General features: G+C 70.1%; 16 protein-coding genes. 8 read left to right on the forward strand and 8 right to left on the reverse strand.

Going from position 1 to position 17324, the window contains the following annotated elements:
* The first annotated feature begins 596 nt into the window (after positions 1 to 596).
* Entirely contained in the window at positions 597 to 1109 is a 513-nt protein-coding gene (locus tag AB0K00_RS50340) for a hypothetical protein (protein WP_363537744.1), read from the forward strand.
* Between the two features lie 318 nt (positions 1110 to 1427).
* Here the strand turns inward: AB0K00_RS50340 and AB0K00_RS50345 are convergent, their stop codons facing one another.
* Complete coding sequence (locus AB0K00_RS50345; protein WP_363537746.1) at positions 1428 to 1958, reverse strand: hypothetical protein; 531 nt, start codon at positions 1956 to 1958, stop codon at positions 1428 to 1430.
* Between the two features lie 175 nt (positions 1959 to 2133).
* Here AB0K00_RS50345 and AB0K00_RS50350 point away from each other — a divergent pair, with 175 nt between their 5' ends.
* On the forward strand, positions 2134 to 2646 hold the full coding sequence (locus AB0K00_RS50350; RefSeq protein ID WP_363537748.1) for a hypothetical protein: 513 nt from the start codon (positions 2134 to 2136) through the stop codon (positions 2644 to 2646).
* A gap of 235 nt (positions 2647 to 2881) precedes the next feature.
* Here AB0K00_RS50350 and AB0K00_RS50355 read toward each other — a convergent pair whose 3' ends face one another.
* From AB0K00_RS50355 to AB0K00_RS50370, 4 genes are all read right to left on the reverse strand, one after another.
* Positions 2882 to 3193 carry a hypothetical protein gene (locus AB0K00_RS50355; RefSeq protein ID WP_363537750.1) on the reverse strand — a complete coding sequence of 104 codons (312 nt, stop codon included), beginning with the start codon at positions 3191 to 3193 and terminating at the stop codon, positions 2882 to 2884.
* Between the two features lie 402 nt (positions 3194 to 3595).
* Positions 3596 to 3988, reverse strand: coding sequence for a hypothetical protein (locus AB0K00_RS50360; RefSeq protein ID WP_363537752.1), 393 nt, complete (start codon positions 3986 to 3988; stop codon positions 3596 to 3598).
* Between the two features lie 569 nt (positions 3989 to 4557).
* Positions 4558 to 5382, reverse strand: a complete 825-nt coding sequence (locus tag AB0K00_RS50365; RefSeq protein ID WP_363537754.1) for a hypothetical protein — start codon at positions 5380 to 5382, stop codon at positions 4558 to 4560.
* A 2-nt stretch (positions 5383 to 5384) separates the two neighbouring features.
* Positions 5385 to 5909 (reverse strand): SigE family RNA polymerase sigma factor, encoded by a 525-nt coding sequence (locus tag AB0K00_RS50370; RefSeq protein WP_363537756.1) that lies wholly within the window; start codon positions 5907 to 5909, stop codon positions 5385 to 5387.
* A gap of 700 nt (positions 5910 to 6609) precedes the next feature.
* Between AB0K00_RS50370 and AB0K00_RS50375 the strand changes: the two genes are divergently transcribed.
* Complete coding sequence (locus AB0K00_RS50375; RefSeq protein ID WP_363537758.1) at positions 6610 to 8742, forward strand: tetratricopeptide repeat protein; 2133 nt, start codon at positions 6610 to 6612, stop codon at positions 8740 to 8742.
* 280 nt (positions 8743 to 9022) lie between these two features.
* On the opposite strand, the gene AB0K00_RS50380 is transcribed toward AB0K00_RS50375, so the two are convergent.
* Positions 9023 to 9796 carry a helix-turn-helix domain-containing protein gene (locus AB0K00_RS50380; RefSeq protein WP_363537760.1) on the reverse strand — a complete coding sequence of 258 codons (774 nt, stop codon included), beginning with the start codon at positions 9794 to 9796 and terminating at the stop codon, positions 9023 to 9025.
* On the opposite strand from AB0K00_RS50380, the gene AB0K00_RS50385 reads away from it, so the two are divergent.
* Entirely contained in the window at positions 9795 to 10550 is a 756-nt protein-coding gene (locus tag AB0K00_RS50385; protein ID WP_363537762.1) for a DUF899 family protein, read from the forward strand. The genes AB0K00_RS50380 and AB0K00_RS50385 overlap by 2 nt on opposite strands.
* A gap of 454 nt (positions 10551 to 11004) precedes the next feature.
* A complete protein-coding gene (locus AB0K00_RS50390; protein ID WP_363537764.1) occupies positions 11005 to 11127 on the forward strand; it encodes a hypothetical protein in 123 nt (40 codons plus the stop codon).
* A gap of 156 nt (positions 11128 to 11283) precedes the next feature.
* Here AB0K00_RS50390 and AB0K00_RS50395 read toward each other — a convergent pair whose 3' ends face one another.
* Positions 11284 to 12660: a hypothetical protein gene (locus tag AB0K00_RS50395; protein WP_363537766.1), complete on the reverse strand. Its 1377-nt coding sequence runs from the start codon at positions 12658 to 12660 to the stop codon at positions 11284 to 11286.
* 1169 nt (positions 12661 to 13829) lie between these two features.
* The gene (locus tag AB0K00_RS50400) at positions 13830 to 15044 is read right to left on the reverse strand and encodes a hypothetical protein (RefSeq protein ID WP_363537768.1); all 1215 of its coding nucleotides are present in this window, start codon (positions 15042 to 15044) and stop codon (positions 13830 to 13832) included.
* A 198-nt stretch (positions 15045 to 15242) separates the two neighbouring features.
* Here AB0K00_RS50400 and AB0K00_RS50405 point away from each other — a divergent pair, with 198 nt between their 5' ends.
* The 3 genes from AB0K00_RS50405 (at position 15243) to AB0K00_RS50415 (ending at position 17324) form a co-directional block, all read left to right on the forward strand.
* Complete coding sequence (locus AB0K00_RS50405) at positions 15243 to 16067, forward strand: hypothetical protein (RefSeq protein ID WP_363537769.1); 825 nt, start codon at positions 15243 to 15245, stop codon at positions 16065 to 16067.
* Positions 16068 to 16596: 529 nt separating this feature from the next.
* Positions 16597 to 16935: a hypothetical protein gene (locus AB0K00_RS50410; RefSeq protein WP_363537771.1), complete on the forward strand. Its 339-nt coding sequence runs from the start codon at positions 16597 to 16599 to the stop codon at positions 16933 to 16935.
* Positions 16887 to 17324, forward strand: coding sequence for a phytanoyl-CoA dioxygenase family protein (locus tag AB0K00_RS50415; RefSeq protein ID WP_363537773.1), 438 nt, complete (start codon positions 16887 to 16889; stop codon positions 17322 to 17324). Before AB0K00_RS50410 ends, AB0K00_RS50415 begins: the two co-directional genes overlap by 49 nt.

The following is a 17324-nucleotide window of genomic DNA, read 5'->3' on the forward strand; positions in this document are numbered from 1 at the left end:
GACGGGCGGTCGCTCATGTATGAAGCCGATCCACGAGTCGAGCGCGACCGCGTCGCCGATCACCATCCCGCACCGGTCCACAGGCAGGTCGCCCAGCACGATCGGCTCCGTTGCGGTCGAGACCGCTGACCAAGGCAGGTCCAGGTCGACGTTCAACACGGCAATGGTGTCGACCGTCTCGTACGTCCCCGGGCGGGTCAGCGCGGTGACCGTCAACGGTCCCCGACCGGCGGGCACGGCAACTGCCTCAGCGAGCCAATCGCGCAGATGCGCGCCGCCCGCCCGGCTCGCACGCTCCGCCCGCACCGACAATGAGTCTCCGAGCTCGGCCACTCGTCCAGAAACCCGCCGCACGCCAGCACGAAGGTTCCCGACGGCGCTACCACGCGGCCCACGGCCGCACCCACCGACCCGCCGCCATCATTACGCTCCATCACGACCCATCGTCGCACCCGAAACACCCGATCGGCGGCAGGTGCGCGCGCGTGATCTAGGGGTTGATTGGCGCGATGCGGCATGTAGCGGGAACCGCACCGGCGGCAACAGGCGTGCTTCGTTGACCGCTCGGCGGTCGTGCCAATCGCCGTGGAGAACAAGTGCCCAATCTTGTGCTTCGGAATCGTGGCGAACGGTCGGCGGTCCTCCTACGGGCGCATGCGCGCAGGGGTCACCAACCTGAGCTGTTCCTGGAGCGCGAGGACTATGGCAGACGGTTCAATCTCGGCCTGCACGCGTCCGGCCAATGGCACATGAAGGAAGGCCGTCGCGAACGGATCACCTGGCCGCGGCCGGCTGAGGTGTTTCCCGGCTACACGCGCGCCGTGGGAATCGCGCAGCTGGCAGCGGTGGCGGACCGCGAGGACTCCGCTCCAGCCGACGTGGCGCTCGTATCCGTCACAGAGGACGCCGAGCCAACGACGTTCAGCCTGGTCATCGAGCGCCCTGGAGCCAACCTCGACGACAGCTGGCCGGGGAGGAACGCGAACGACGCAAGGTCGTCGGCCGCATCTCGCGCGCCGTCGGTGCCGGTAGATGTTGCGTCGTCGCCGTTCAGGAGCCGCTGCAGCCCGGACAGGCAAGGTTTGCTCGTCCCACCGATGCTGAGCTGAGGCAGATTCGGAACCTGGCAGCTCAGGCGTGCCGGTATGACGCTAGTGGCGAGTCGAGCGACGGCGCGATCGCGCTCATCGACGTGCGGGTAGACCCGAGCGTGGTGGCCACGATCGACAACGCGTTTGCGTGAATGAACTGGGGCGTTGCGGATCTGTCGTTGTCCTCGGCGCTCAGGTCAGGCTAAGCACTTGAATCGCACGGTGTCCCCGACCCGGACGGCGTCACTGACGATCCGCCCTCGAGGCGCTGCTCCGGCACCGCGCCACCGTAGCGGCCCGCAGCCGCCCGCGGCAGGGCGTCGACGTCCGGCCGGCTCAGCCGGCGGGGCGCCGGCGGCGGCGCAGCAGGTTGACCGCCGCGACCGGCAGCGCGTTGAGCAGGACGCCGAGGCCGCAGGCCAGCCAGGCGACCTGTGCGGCGCCGAGCCCTTGCGGCGCGAGGACCAGCCCGGCGATGACCGCCGTCTGCGCCGTGTGCCGGGCCACCCGCAGGACGGTGAGCCAGACCGGCCCGTCCTCGGTGTCCTGTGCCGCTTCCCGCGCGCGGTAGCGGTCGCGCAGCTTCCCGATCAGCGCCGTGACGCCTTCGACGATCCCGGTCAGGGCGGCGAACAGCAACGCCCACAGGGCGATCTCGCCTACGCCCGCGCCGCCGGTCACGGAGGGCGCGACGGCACCTGTCACGGCGAACACGGCGAACGCGGGCACCCACGTGAACACGCACCCGACCACCACCATCAGCAGGATTCCAGCGGGGCCGATCCGGGGCCGCACAGGCTCCTCCAGACTCGCCCGCACCGAGTCCGGCGCCCAGACGATGCCGCGACCCGGACCCTGCGATGCCATACCCGGCAGCGTAGCGAAGACCTGCCATCAGGACGGTCGTGCCGACCCGAGGTCCAGTGCCCGCACTGGGCGCGGCCGAGGTCGGGGGTCGCTCGTCAGACGAGGCAGCGGCTCACGCCGCGGCATGTGCGGATGCCGTCGCTCGATGAAGTCGGTCCGTGCGAGGATCGACGGCGTGTCCGAGGAGCAAATGCCGCTCGTGGTCCGAGAGGTGCTGGTCGACGAGGATGCCGTGACGATCGATCCGGCGCTGCCTGCATTCCTGGCGCCGCCTGAGGACGCGCCCGCGTACCACGGGTTTCCGGTCGTCGCGGAGTCCGAGGTCGACGGGTGGCGGCTCGGTGTGATTACCGGTTTCGGGGTCGAGGGCGACGGATACGTCATCGCACCCGACGACGGGCGTGCGGGGCTGGTCTGGACGGCCGAGGGCGCGGGGTGCTTCCGGGCCGGGCATCCGCAGTTCTGCGATGAAGTGTGCGGGCCGGACGAGTACACGTGGGGGGTGTTCTCGGTGGGCGTGCGGCTGCCGTTACGCGGCCCCGGCGACGCGCGTGCCTACCTGGCGGCGTTGGTACCGCGGCTGCGCCCGTTCTGGGCGGCGCGGACGGCGCGCTCGTTGGAGGCCGGTCAACTCGACCCGGCGTCCGACCCGCGGCCGAACGGGTTGCAGGCGGGGAAGCAGCCGTAGTCCTGCAGCGGCCGCGGCTCGTTGAGGATGACCTCACGACTGTACCGGCGACCCGAAGGGTTGAGTCGGGAGTGGACTGTCATCAGCACGAGCGTGCATCGACCTAGCAAAACCGGGCTGCCGGACGATGCACGGAACGTGACGACCATCGGCACCTACGGCACGCGATCGGCGGCATGAGCGTGCACGTGATCAAGGCGGCGCTGAGCCTCAGGTGTTGCTCGACCGTTGAAGGTCAGGTTTGGGTGCTGGTTGCGCGATCACCGTGGCGTATCAGGCGCGTAGCAGAGACGGGGACGGCCACGGCGAGACGCTCGGGCCGAGCGAGGGGATCGGCATCGTCGCATAGGCTTCGACGTCCCAGGAGGTGGTCCCAGGAGGTGATGGTGTCGGCGCGGTCGAGCGCCACGGTGAAGGGGCCGAGGTCGATGCGGCCGACCGCCAGCTCGTCGGCTGGAAACATCATCGTTAGGAACCGCCACTGACCGTCGCAGGTCCAGCCGTCCGTGATGTACATGCTGACAGCGGTCATGCGCACCTTGAGCACGCCCGAGCCGGTACACCGCCCGCGGAGATGAATGCTCCACCCTTCGCGGATCGACACCTCGACGTACGGCTCGCCGGTGACAAGTACGGCTGACAGCCACACGAGTGCGCCGGCGGTGCCAAACGGATGGCGACGACCGGTGCGGTGAGGCGGTCAACGTGGTGCAGCCGGCGTTGCGTTGGTAAGCCAGCTCGAGGGTGCCGAAGGCGGTGACGCCGATGGAGCAGGCGGACAGGGCGGGCAGGAGCCCGACGATGATCGCGGCGCCGTACCTGCAGCGCCCGTCAGCCGGATGTGACCTGGGTCTGGTGACGAAGTCGGCCAGGCGTTGAGGGCGCCCGGCGGCTCTACGGCCGCCCCGCACCAGCGGGCCGCGGCGTCAACCACCGGCGAAGAGCTACTTCAGTCGCCCTCGGCGCGCGGCGGGTCTTCGCCGGGCAGCAGCCGGTGCCGCGCAGGCGTCCGAGGGGTCTCGGTTGCTGACCATGCGTCCAGGCGCAGCTTGACGAGCCATGTCAGCTCGCGGCGGGCGGCGCGCAGGCCGGCCGGGTCGGCCGGAGGCAGACAGGCACCTTTGACCACCAGGATCACGAGCCGCGCGACAGGCCCGCTCCGCCGGCGCGGGAGCGGCGCCATCATGCGCTCCAGCGCCAGCCGCCAGCGCTCCTCCGCCTGTGCCACGGTCTGCGCGACGACCGGGTCCCGGCGCGCGTGCAGGGCGACCTCGGCCAGCACGTGCGCCAGCCGTGGATCGTCCTCCAACAGCGCGAAGACCCGCTCCAGGTGCGCCACCATGGATGCACCGGAACGATCGGCAGCACCGGAGACCACAAGCCGTACACCATCACGCTTAGGGCCGGATGCGACACGGCCGATCCCGCGGCCGGGTCGGAACTGGAAGCAACGGTCGACGGCACCGGCAACCGGCTCACTGTCACCGGCACCGCCCGCGGGACCCGCACAGCAAGCTCATGGACCCGTCAACGATGACGGCACCGGCGACACCGGAACCATCACGGGTCGGCCGGCTGCTCGGCGTTCGCCCGGGTCTCGGCGTCCAGGTGGACGCGGACGTCGGGGCCGGGCGTGGTGAGCACGTAGCGGGTCGAAGAGCCCAGCCAGGTGGGTGGCGGACCTGCAAGGTAAATCCGGACACCACAAAAGTTCGAGCGGACGCGTCACGTCGCTACATGGAATGGTGCCGAGATCGGCTGTGCGGTGGTTTCGGCCATACGTTCGAGTGGTGGGGTGGCGGGGTGGTGGACCCGGCCACCGGCCGGCAGACCACCACCTCGACACCGGCCACCTCGGCGGGTCACGCCGGACGGAACGTGGCTGGTCACCACCGGCTACGACGACGAGGATCAGCCGCGGAATTCGGGCGACACCGCGAGGTCGGCCAGCTCCTGATCGGTGAAGACTGGCCGGTCCAGCCTGCCGACACCGGGCTGCTGGCCGCCGGGCCCCTGCTCCACGGACACCGCCCGGTCGTCGGCCACCCAGGTCGCTCGGACCTCACGTGGCGCCTTGCCGCTGCCGCCCCGCCAGGACACCGCGACCGGGGTACCGGTGGTCGCGGTCAGTACGGTACAGCCGTCGTACGAGCCGGCGGCCTGGTAGGCGGCGGCGCACGGATCGTTGGTGCCGGGCGGGCCGTAGTCGGTGAACGAGCTGACCCGCACCATGCCGACCTTGCCGTCGCGGTAGACCTCGGTACTGATCGAGTAGAGCCAGCCAGTCTGCTGCCAGCCCAGCACACGTGCGTAACGGGTGCGCGGGTCGCCCGGCACCGGAGTGGTGTAGCCGGCCGGTATCGCCGCAATGAGCGCGACCAGCATCTGGTTGGCGCGCTGCTGCTGAGCTTCCGGGATCTGCGACACCGCACGACCGGTGGGCGACTTGGCCACCCCCGGGCTGCGTGCGCTGGAGGTGCCTGGCGCGCTGGAGGTGCCTGGCGCGCTGGGCGTGCCTGGCGCGCTGACGGTGCCTGACGCGCCGGGTACCGGTACGACCTGGCTCGTGACCGCCACCGCGGCGACCGCGGCAAGCGCGACTCCGCCGGCCCACCACCGGCGCCGGTGGTTTCTGGCCCGCCGCCCGGCCGCCACCATCTCCTCCCGGCTCACCGGCAGCGGCCCGGCCTCGCCGAGCACCCGCGCGAACAGGTCCCGCACGTCGTTGTCGTGCATCGTCACTCCTTACCTGTGGAAGCGGTGTCGGGCACGCCGAGCAGGCGGCGCAAGGTTTCCAGCCCGCGGGCGGCCTGGCTTTTAACCGTGCCGGCCGAGATCCCGAGCAGCTCCGCGGTCTCCTCGACCGACAGGTCCTCCCAGAACCGCAGCACCAGTACGGCGCGCTGGCGCGCGGGAACCGCCGCCAGGGCGCGGCGCAGGATCAGGCTGTCGTCGACCCGGTCGGTCCCGGCCGGGGCACCCGTGTCGAGGTCGACGAACTCGGCCGTCGGCCGCTCCCGGCGCCACGGCCGGCGGCGCTCGTCGAGGAAGACCCGCACGAGGGTGCGCCGCACGTAGCGGTCGACGGGCTCCTTACGTTGGAGCCGGGGCCACACCAGATAGAGCTTGGTGAAGGCGGTCTGGGTAAGGTCGTGCGCCAGGTGCCAGTCGCCGCACAACAGGTAGGCGGTCGCCCGGACCGCTGCGCCCCGGGCGGCGTAGTAGTCGCCGAACTCCTGATCGCGGCTTGTGCCCGATCCCATGTGACCTCCCTCGTCCTGACGGCAATACTCACGTAAGCAACGGGCTGGCAGGTTGCACGGATTACGCGGCGATCGTGGACGGGTCCTCGTCGCGGATGAAGGCCATCACGCCACCCACCACCTCCGAGTCCTCACGATCCGCCGGTGCCCGAGCCCGTTGGCGGGTCGCAAACGCGCCGGCCCACGTGTCGGCAAGCGCACCGTCATCCGCGTAAGGATCTCGGCGTCCTGCCCGTCACGAACGACCAGCGCCGGGATCGTCAGAGGCGACGAAATCGCCGTAATGCGTCTAATTGGACGGTCGAATCGTCACATCACCAAGGTGGTCCATGATCACCTTCACGTTCATCGGCCACTTGCACCATCAGCGAGCATGATCAGCAGCGGCTGGACGGGCTCCGTCAGCGACATCGTCCCGGTTCACGGCCGGCCCGCCTTCGGCATCTCCTCGATCCCCCGTGCAAGGGCGGTGGCCGTCGCCGGCTGGTGGACGGGTTGGACACGTCACGGGACCTGAACCCGGCGGCTGGCATAGGGCAGCGACAATGTCCAGATGCGTTTGCCACGGTGGTGGATCGGCCTGATCGCTGGTGCCGCAGGGATCGTCGTCCTCGTGACAGGGTTCCTAGTCCGTGAAGGGCTCGACCGGGCTGACAAGTGGGCGAGCATTTGGGCGAGCATTGTCGGCGGCTGTGTGGCCGTGGCTGGGCCCTTGGCGGCCGTGCTGCGCCGGCCCGCGACAGGCAGTGACGGCGGGAGCGCCACGTTCACGGGTGCCCCGCTCGCGGCGCCAGCGGGCATCGGCACCGCCCTGATCCGCGGCCGGGACCCAGAGTTGCGGCGGTTGCAGCGCGCGGCGCGCCGGCCGGACGGTGCGGTGCATGTGTTGACCGGCCTGGGCGGGGTGGGCAAGTCGTTCCTGGCCGTGAGGGTATGCCGGTGGTTCGAGGAACACGAGGGCCGAGCGGCCTGGTGGATCGCCGCGCAGGACCACGCGAGCCTGATCGGCGGCCTCGTCAGCCTGGCCGAGGCATGCGGTATGGGCGAGGTGCAGGTGACGGCGATCCGCAATGGGGCGCCGCGGGCGGTGGAGCGGCTTTGGGAGCTGTTGCGGCAGGCGCCGCAGCGATGGCTGCTCGTGTTCGACAACCTCGACGACCCGCGCCTGGTCACCGGGCTGATCGGGTCGGGCGTGGCCCGCTGCGGCGACCGTGGGCTTGTGCTGGCCACGAGCCGGACCAGCCGGCGGCAGCTCTGGGGCAGCGACGCCGATGTGGTCGAACTCAGGCCCCTGACCGCGGCTGACGCGGCGCAGGTGCTGCTCGACCTGGCACGCGACGCAGGTGACAGGTTCGCTGCCGAGCTGCTCGCCCGTGACCTGGGTTGCCTGCCACTCGCGCTGCACCTCGCCGGGGCCAATCTCAACTCGCCGTTTCCGATCTGGCACACGTTCGACGGCTACCGCGAGGCGCTACATGAGCTCGGTGTCGATCGAGTCCTCGCTGCACCCCAGCTGGCCGGCGAACCCGTCGAGCACCGCAGCAACGTGATGCTGACCTGGGAGATGTCTGTGAGCGCGCTCGACGGCCACGGGCTGCCGCACAGCCGGACGCTGCTGCAGGTGCTGTCGCACTACGCCCCGGCCGTGCCGGTGCCGGAGACACTGCTGCACGCGGCCCCGGTCCGGACGTTGCTCGGCGGCGACGGCACGGCCGGACTGGACACACTGCACGTACGCCGGGTCGTGCAGCAGAACCTCGAAGGGCTCGCCGATCAGAGTCTGATCACCCCCATGGAGGCCGTCGCGCCCGACGGCAGCCGGCTGTTCACGCTGCACCCGGTCGTGGCCGAGACCAACCGGATCGACTCGCCCGACCGGGCCGCTGCCGTCGGCGTCGCGGTCGCGCTCCTTGCCGTCGCCGTCGCGGCCCGCCGGTTCGACGACAACGCCGACTGGCGCTGGTTCGGGCTGTTCGCGCCGCACGTCGAGGAGCTGCTGCAGTTCACCGGCACACTCGCTGCCGAAGATCTGGCAACGCTCATCACGACGGTCGCCCGGGTGGTCGCCGCCGACACCTGGCGCGGGCACGAGGCGGCCGCCGAGGCCCTCGCAGTCCGGGCGCTGCAGCACGCAGGCCGCCTCGGCGCGACGCACGAGGCGCTCCTGGCATTGCGGCACGAGCGGGCTTGGGTGGTCGGGCGGCTCGGCCGATGGGCGGAGGCCCACGCCGAACTCACGCAGGTGTGCGACGCGCGGACTCGCAGCCTCGGCGACCGGCATCTCGACACGCTCGACACCCGGCACAAGCTCGCCTGGGCCACCGGCCGGCTCCGCGACTGGGAGGCCGCGGAAGCGCAGCTGGAGTCGGTGCTGCGCGCGCGGGTCGCCGCGCTCGGCGACGAGCACCCTGACACCCTGCACACCCGATGCTGCCTCGCCTGGGCGGTCGGGCGGTGCGGGCGGCCGGAAGAGGCCCAGCAACGGTACGCCGGGGTCATCGCCGCCCGGGAGCGCGTGCTCGGCGCCGACCACGCCGAAACGCTGGACGCACGGCACTCGCTCGCCGAGCTGTTCGTGTTATGTGACCGTTTCGTTGACGCCGAGCGGGTCCTGCGGCCGCTCATCACCGACCGGCTGCGGGTGCTCGGCGCCGGTCATCCCGAGACGCTCGACACGCGGCCCCGCTACTGGCTGGGGCGGGCGCTGCTCGGCCAGGGCCATCGGCGCGAGGCGGAGCGGGTGCTACGACAGCTGGCGGATGACCAGACCCGGTACCTCGGACCGGATCACGCCGCGACCGCGGCCACCCTGACACTGCTGCGGTCACCCTGAGCCCTGACCACGTCGCCTGGCGGAACGCCATCGTCGCCGTGGCGACCCGGGGAACGCCGCCGAACTGGGCGCTGCTCGGCTGGACACTCACCATCGCATGGTGAGGAATCAGCCGCGCATCACCCGCCGTGATCGGATGCGCTGACATCGGCATGTTCGGAAGCTGGGCGACCCCGCCGGCCGTCACGGTCTACAGCACCCGGATCGCGGCTAGGTGTGCGCATTTTACCCTTGGTGGACGCAGGCCCGCCGTGTCCCGCAGACCAGGACGGCCGTCGGTTCACTCCGCTTGGCCCGAGGCTCCGTTCGGCGGTCGGTCTTCGGGGGCCGGGACGTGCACGGCCGCGAGGAGACGACGTACGGCCTCGGAGTCACCGATGATGTCGGCGCCGGCGGCTACGAGGTCAGCCAGGTCGTCGTTGCCGAAAGCGGCGAGGAGGGCCTCCGTCGTGGTGACGAGGACGGCGTGCGGTGCGTCCGGTGGCTCGTGGGTGGTCTCGGCACCAGCCGGCGTGAAACGGACGCCGAACACTCCGGCCGGACCGTGGTCCCGCAGTTCGATCCGCAGGGTCGTCGCGGGTTCCTGCGATGACGGTGTGCAATAGGTCCGGATGGCCAGCATGGCGCTGTCAGCGCTGACGAAGCGTTGTTCCGCAGTCGGCGGAGCGACCAATGCCCAGGTGCCGAGCGCGAGCACGATCGGTTCGAGTCCGCGACCCCAGCCGGTGAGCTCGTAGACCCGGACACTGCCTGACGGAGGAAGCTGTCGGCGGCGGACGACACCCGCGTCGACGAGCTCGCGCAGCCGGTCGGACAGCGCGTTCGGGCTAGCGGTCGGGAGCGCCTGCTGCAGGTCGGTGAACCGTTTCGGCCCGAGCAGCAGTTCCCGCACCACGAGCAGCGACCACCGTTCACCCACGACGTCGAGCCCGCGGGCGATGCCGCAGGCCTGTCTGTAGCCCCGCTGAGTCGGCACGGTCACCCCCTGTTGTACTTGCCAGATCATAATAGTTGCTATTAGCGTCATAGTGAATCGACTCGCGGAGGAACCCATGTTGACACCGGCAACGCCCACGGTCACCGACCGCCAGAGCTGGCAGCGGCAGCTCGACGAGCTCCGCCGCCGCGAGAAGGCACATACCCGCGAAGGCGACGCCATCGCCGCGGCTCGCCGCCGGCTGCCGATGGTCGAGGTCGACCCGATGACCCACCTGATCGGCGCCGACGGACCGGTGACCCTGCTCGATGCCTTCGAGGGCAGGACCCAGTTGTTCGCGTCATACCACATGTGGCACACGGGCAGGCCGGCAGCCGAGCAGTGCGAGGGCTGCACGTTCTTCACCGGCCAAGTCCTCGAGCTGTCCTACCTGCACTCACGGGACGTCACCTTCGCAATCTTCTGCCAGGGGCCGTTCGCGGAGACGTCGCGGTACCGCGACTTCATGGGCTGGCAGGCACCCTGGTACTCGGTCCCCGCGGAGTCGCTCGGCTCCCTCGTCGCAGGACGCACATTTGGCATGAAGGCGTGCTATCTGCGCCAAGGCGACCGGGTGTTCGAGACCTACTGGACCACCGGACGCGGCGTCGAGATCATGGCGCCGTCCTACGGGCTGCTCGACATGACCGTCTACGGTCGCCAGGAGGCCTGGGAGGACTCACCAGCCGGCTGGCCGCAGCTCTTCCAGACCGACGGCGACCAGTTCCGGCTTGACGGTCGACCCAGTTCGCAGTGGTCCCGCCTCGCCGCCGGCCGTGACGACGACCTGGGCACCACCAGACCCGCCGGCAGTCAGAACCCCTGCCACTGAGACTCGGCGGCTGCCGATCTCCGAAAACCACCCGCCAGGCACGCGATCCAGGCCAAGATCGGACATCCGAACATCGGTACGAGCGCGCACCGTCCCGTGAGTCAGGGCCAAGCCAGAGCGACGTACGTAGCATGATGATCGATGGCTTGGCCGCAGCGCCCGGTCGGCGGCAGATGTGCGCACGCGGGTTGCCTCAGGACGGTAGCCGCGACGCGCCGGCGTTGTTGGCTTTGTCGATCGCCCATCGTGGAGGCGGTCTACCCGGTGCACTCTCGTCTGGCTCCATGGCGACCCGAGAGCCTGGACCGCGGTTGACCGTTTGACCGCCGCACCCGCGCACGCGAGGAAGCTGCTGTCGGACTACTTCGGCGATATCGACTGGCCGGGTGAACCGGCAGCACCGAATGCGTGCTCATCGGCCAGATCCGTGCACCGAGTCCACCATCGTGATCAGGTGACCGCCGACGAACGGGATGGACCGCTGCGCGATGCCGAGTCGGTGAAGTTGAAGCGTCTCCTGGCTCGATACGCCGAACTTGCGTTGGACCAGTTCGAGCATTGGCGGGTCGATTCATGATTCGGTCCGGTGTTTCATCGACATCACTCGGCAGACGAACTCCGGGGCCGCTGGGATCACGCGACCATCTGGCCCTCACCAGCCGAAGACGCTGGTTGATTCGGCCCGTCAGGCCAGGCAGAGGCCTGGAGCTGCCGCTGGGTCCGGTTCACCCGGTCAGAGGCCGGCGGCGATGAGGAGGCGGTCCATCTCGGCCGGCGACAAGGCCGGTGATCCGGCCGCCGCCTGCGCGACCCACGCGCTCTCGTCCGCCAGCAGGCTGATCAGCGTCGCCGCCGGCAGCCGCGGATGCCCGGCGACCGACCTGCGCACCACCGGCTCGGGATCGGCCGCCAGTCGCGCCGCCAGAGCCGGTGGCAGGTCGGGGTCGCGCGGCGCGAGCCGGCGCATCCGCGGATCCGGGTCGGTCGCGAGCCGGCGGAGCGTCGCCTGAGGGAACGTGAGCCAGTCGGCGGGACGGTCCGCGGTTCGTTTGACCGGACGGTAGTCGCGGTCGATGCGCTCGGCGGTCGCCGCGTCGACGAGGTGCGGGGCCCGGAAGGCCATGGCCGTGCGGACCGTGCTGTCGTTGTCGTGCAGTAGCCGGTGTACGACGTGTGCGGGCAGCGACGCGCCGGCAGCCGCGGCGGCGGCACGGAAACAGGGGTACGGCGAGTCGACGTGCGGCAGCGGGTCGGCGGTTACCCACGGCAGTTCGAGCATCCACAGTCCCACCTCGTACGCGAAGCCCAGCGCCTGCTCGTGGATCCGGCGCCGCAGCGGCTCGGGGGTGTCCTGCCGGGCGAAGACGGCGATCCGTACCTCCGGTTCCCAATCGTCGCCGAGCCGGTCCCGAACGTCCGCGGGCAGCCGCGGATGCCCGGCGAGGGCCTCGCGGACACTGCCGTCCGGGTCATCGGCCAGCCGCCGCGCGATCGCCGAGGTCAGGTCCGCGTGCCGGACGGCGCCGGCCCGGGTCACCGGGTCTTCGAGCAACCCGGCGACGAGGTCGGCGGGCGGGACGGGGTGGGGAAACCGGCGGAAGTACGTGGAGCAGGCCGCTCCCCGCACCGCGTCGACCGGGTCGGTCAGCAGGCTCCGCCGCACCTCCTCGGGCGCGTCCGTCCACCACTGCCCCAGCGTGGCCCGGACGTCCGGATCGGGGTCGCGGGCCAGCCGGCCGCGAACATCCGCCGGCACATCGTCGCGCTGGGCGAGGTACTCGCGGACCCGCCTGTCCGGGTCGTCGACCAGCCGGAAGTACAGCTCCCACGGCGTGCCGCGCCCCGACACGACCAGGGCGGCCCGTACCGCGCCGTCGGGATGCCCGGCGAGCCGCAACCGGACCGTGTCAGGCAGGTGCCGGTTGAGCGCCAGCGAGTGCAGCAGCCGATGGTCGTCCGTGGCGATGATGGCGTCGATTGCGTCGCCGGTCAGGTCCGCCCGCATCGCCACCTCGCCGAGACCCCGCCGGTAGCGCACCAGCCTGAGGACCAGTTCCGGCGGCAGCGCCGGGTTCCCGGCCAGCCCGGCCACGATCGCATCGATGTGCATCCTGAAATCCTGGCACGCTACGCGCGGCTGATGGCGCGGCCGGCGGCGGTGGCAATGATGGTTGCCGCGTCGACGCCCGCTGCGCTACGTCGAGGCCGGCTTCGCCGTCACGGTCGTAGGCGCGCTGTGGTGCATCGTCTGGTCGTCACCGGCGTCGGCCCGGCCGCCGTGTCCTACCCGCCGCTGCCGGTCGCGGCGGCGCCCCGGCCGGAATCGGGTTTCTCGCAGGTGCCGACCGACGGTGACAGGCACGCGCACACGGCCGAGCGCCCGCAGCGGCATGTGCGGATGCCGCTGGAGGTGCCTGACGTGCGACCGCAGCAGGTAGGCTGGGCTCCAGCGCTTCGGTGCTGGTTAACGCCGGCGCGGAGCAATGATATGACGTAACGACGTAGACGATGCTGGAAGTGTTCATGCCTCGCCGCTCAGCGAGTCAGGTCAGGATACTTTCGTCCTGCCGCCGCCGCTGGCACTTGGTCCCCGGATCACGCGCACCGTTGCCCGCCAACCTGTCAGCATCGACCGAGCACCAGATACGCGATTTCGAACGTCGTCACGGCCTCGACTCCGGCCAGGTCGCAACAGCATTGCTGCGGTGGGCCGGCTGGGCACGATGTCGACGGGCAGACCGACGGCGCTATGGATGGGGGTTCTGCCCACCCTTCGCCGACGATCGTGCGTTGCTGGAGGCTCTGCTCGCGGGGCTCCGAAGACCAGCGCGCCGGCAGCTCTGGCCGATCGTGGCGACGCTGGACGCGCACTACCGCGCCTTGACAGTCCACGATCCCTTCACGCCCGTCTACCTGCACTGGTGGCGCCGGCGAACAGAATTCTGACGCCACCCCCGGGCCGTCGATCCCATCCTCGCATCGGCAAGACAGGAAGCGTCGGTGTCGCTGGGGCGCGTCGCTCACGGTGACGACCATGGTGCCGGTGCCGCGCAAGACCAGCGGCAAATCCGTACACGTGATCTTGGCATGTTGTCGGCGGTCACGTGTGCGTCACATCGGTTGCCTGCCCCCGGGACGCGTTGGCTCGTCTGCGGCGATGCGACTGCGACCAGTACGTTGCCGGTGAACTGTTTCACTCGGGAAAATCCTGCACTGTGCCTCTGGCCGTGGTGTTCGACCGGTCCGCCGTGAGGTCCGCCAGCTGCGTGGCGGATGCTGTCACGGGTTGTTGGATGGGCGGTGCCGGTACTCCAGTAGGCGGCGGGTCGAGTCGAGTCGCCAGTATTCGGGGCTTTCCGGACGCGCTGTGGCGTGGAGGTCCGCGAACGGCTCTGTTCCTCGCGGGTCGCCGCGGAGCACCAATCCGCAAGCCGCGGAGAGTCGATTCCTCGGGTTGTCGTCGGTGAGTGCCGCGGCCAGGATGTCGCGCACCGGCCCGGTGTCGATGGGTTGCTCGTCGGACAGGACCGCCAGCGCGGTTTGTCGGACCTCGGCGGCGGGGTCGGAGGTCAACTTGACGAGCACGTCGGCGGCGGCCGGCCGCGATGCAGTCATCCAGCGCAGCGAACTGGCGACCCGTGATCGGATCATCGGTGCCGGGTGTCCCGCGAGCACGAGCATGTCGGTGAGGTCGGCGTCCTCCGCGACATAGCCAACATACGCTCCGATCAGGGCGTCCAGCGTGATGGCGTCACGCTCCGCGGACAGCCGTCCCCGAAGCGCCGCTGTCGTCTCGGCAGCGAACGGCCGCGCATCGAAACTCATGTGATGTAGCGCCTCGGTGGCGAATCTGCGCACATCGACCGATGCATCGGCCAGAAGCGCAGCCGCCCAGTGGTAGGTCGTGCCATAGTCGCCGTCGGAGTTGAGCGCAGCCTGGGCCGCCTCCCAATCGCATGAACCGGGATCGGCGTGGAACAGCGCGCGGGCGAGCAGTTCGTCGCGAGGGACCACCAAGCCGAGACGCTGCTCGACGGCGGTGATGATGCCCCGGTGCGCCATGTACACCTCGGACTGCCGGCCATCGACGGCGGTCGCACGGACGCGGATGGCGTGCGGGGTGAAATCGACCGTTCCGGACCCGTCGGGCAACACGACCCGCTCCCGCAGTACGGTCACGGGCCCGCCGCCGAGCCGCCGTCGAAGCTCAGCTTCTGGGTCGAGGACGAGCCAGGGTCGGGCCGCCCGCAGCGCTCGCTGCTCGGCGTCGCCAGCGCGGGGCATCCACGGGCGGTCACCCAGCAGGCACTGCAAGATCATGTAGGCGCCGAGGTCGGCGGCGGTGGCGACCGGATCGACCCCGTCGGTACCGGCGTACGTCGACACGACGCCGCGATCGACAAGCTCGTCAACAGCAACGCTGTTACCTGCCCGAACGGCCGCATCGAGCAGTGCCACACCCCAGTCCACGTCCAAAGGTTGATCGTCCGCCATTGACCCATTGTGACCACTCCACCCGGTCGCGGCTGGCCGCCGCGCACGGTCGGCGGCAGATCCGTGCACCTGTGAAGCGTGCCGCGCCGGGGACTGGAAGGTCTCGGGTCTTCGTCTTGCGTCGCGGCGATGATGTTAGAACGAACGGCTGGTGGCTGGCAGATTTGGTGCCGTGGAGTGATCGGAGAGGATGCTCGCGTGGATTCCACAACGTTGCACTGGGCGTCGCGCCGCTATCTGACGGCGCGATACGAGGAGCTCCAGCGGGAGTACAGCCAGCTGCGCAACGATGGCCGCCAAGCCGATGGGTTCCACTACACCACCGAAGCGAAGCGGATCTTCCCCCGTTACAACGTCGTGGACGCCATGCTCGTAGAGGTTGAGCGGCTCGATCCGGACCGGCTTCCCGGCGTCGACGTAGTGACCAGCACGCTGCTTGCGGCTGCCGAGGTTGCGGACTCCCCGTTCACCAAGCCAACGCGCGACGAGATCCAGGCACGGGCCATGGCCGATGAGCGCCGGCTGTTCGCTGCAAACGTGCAGCGTTGGAAGGCGCAGCCCGACCTCCACACCGACCCGGTCCCGTATCGGCGCGTGCTGACGTCCGAGGAGTCATCAGCCTGGCGCACGTCGCTGCAGCAGCGATGGGGTGTGCAGAACGGCTGGTGGCACCCGTTGCTGAGTAGTTCGGTTCCGCAAGACGTGCTGGTGCTGACCGGAGAATCGATGTGGGAGGACGACGGTGTTGACCAGGTCCGCCGAGTGCTGCGAGAGCTGGGCCGCCCGCGTGTAGTCGAGTTGCGCGAGTATGGGGCCGATTACCTGCTGGATGTCGAAATCTTCGCCCCGAGGTACACCGGGCCCGAGGGTTTCTGGAGCGACGAGCATCACGACTGGATCGCCTACGCATCCCACGAGGGAACCGTGGCATTCGGTGGCGCGCTCTCCGCCGGGCTCGTGACAACCTGGCCTGAGGTCGACAGTTGGCGATGGCCCGGATGGCAGGAACTCGGCCATGGGTGACCCATGTCATCCTGCATGAAGCCGCGAGACGCCCTCATCTCGGCATGAGCGAGCGCCGCTGCTGCGGTTCGACGTACCGAACTCGCCGCCACGAAGCGTGACGATCTCTGAGTCGGCCGCCGCGCGAGACCTGCGGCAGATGTGCGCACGCGAGTAGCAGTGTCCGCAGCCGCCCGGTCGTCCGCCACTACGCCCGGGTCGACGTCCCGCCTCGACCGGCATCGATGTTCAGACGACCGGAGACCCGGACCTGTTCTTCCCGAACATCGCATACAAGCCGAAGACCGGCGCGCTGGCCGTGCCGGCTGTCGGCCACGGCTTCGTCGACCCGGCGCACGCACAGCGAAGCCAGGGCCGACTATCCTGGTCGTCAAGAACGACGCCGTGTCCTGGTCACGGTCATCCAGCCGCGGGCGTTCGACGGCCCCGTCGAGTTCGCAATGACCCGGGCGAATGCGGCCAAGCTTTGAAGCCGGTACCCCGGGTAAAATGGGAGCCGGCCGCTGGCCCGATCGAGTACCGTCACGGCATGCTCTCCGCCGACCAACTCGACGAGTTCGCCACGGAGGGTTATCTGGTCGTCCGCGGCCTGGTGCCGGCGGACGCGGTGGCAGCGGCCAACGCCGCAGTCGACCGGCTGATCGAGCGGGATCCGCTGCCGGCCGGGCACATCGGCAACCACGCCTACATGGGTCTGGCCGACCCGGTGCTGCTTGGGCTGCAGACGACAACGCCGATTCTGGCCGCGGCCGAGGCCCTCACCGGCGCCGACACGCTCGACCCGGCCGAGGCGCTGCAGGTCGCGTTGAGCATCCCGCCGTGGTTGCACGCCCCGGCGGGCACCACATCGACGGCCTTGTCGGCGTAGCGCCGGGCGGGGTACCCGACTCGTTCAGCCTGCTCGTCGGTGTCATGCTCACCGATCAGCGCCGGGAGGGCATGGGCAACCTCTACGTGTGGCCCGGCACCCACCTCACTCACCAGGAATACTTCCGGGCCCAAGGGCCGGACGCCATCACGGCCTGCGACAGCACCCCGCCGATCCGGCTCGGCCGGGCGGAGCAGGTCACCGGCACCCCTGGTGACGTGCTCCTGGCCCATTACCTCCTAGCGCACAACATCGGCGGCAACACCTCCGAGATCACCCGACGGATGGTCTACCTGCGGCTGCGGCACCGGGACCACGACTGGCGCGCGTTCCTGGCCGATGTGCTGCTCGACTTCGAGCCGGTGCGGGTACGCCGCCCGAGCGGCTGA

This window comes from Dactylosporangium sp. NPDC049525 (genome assembly GCF_040676755.1).
Classification (GTDB): Bacteria; Actinomycetota; Actinomycetes; order Mycobacteriales; family Micromonosporaceae; genus Dactylosporangium.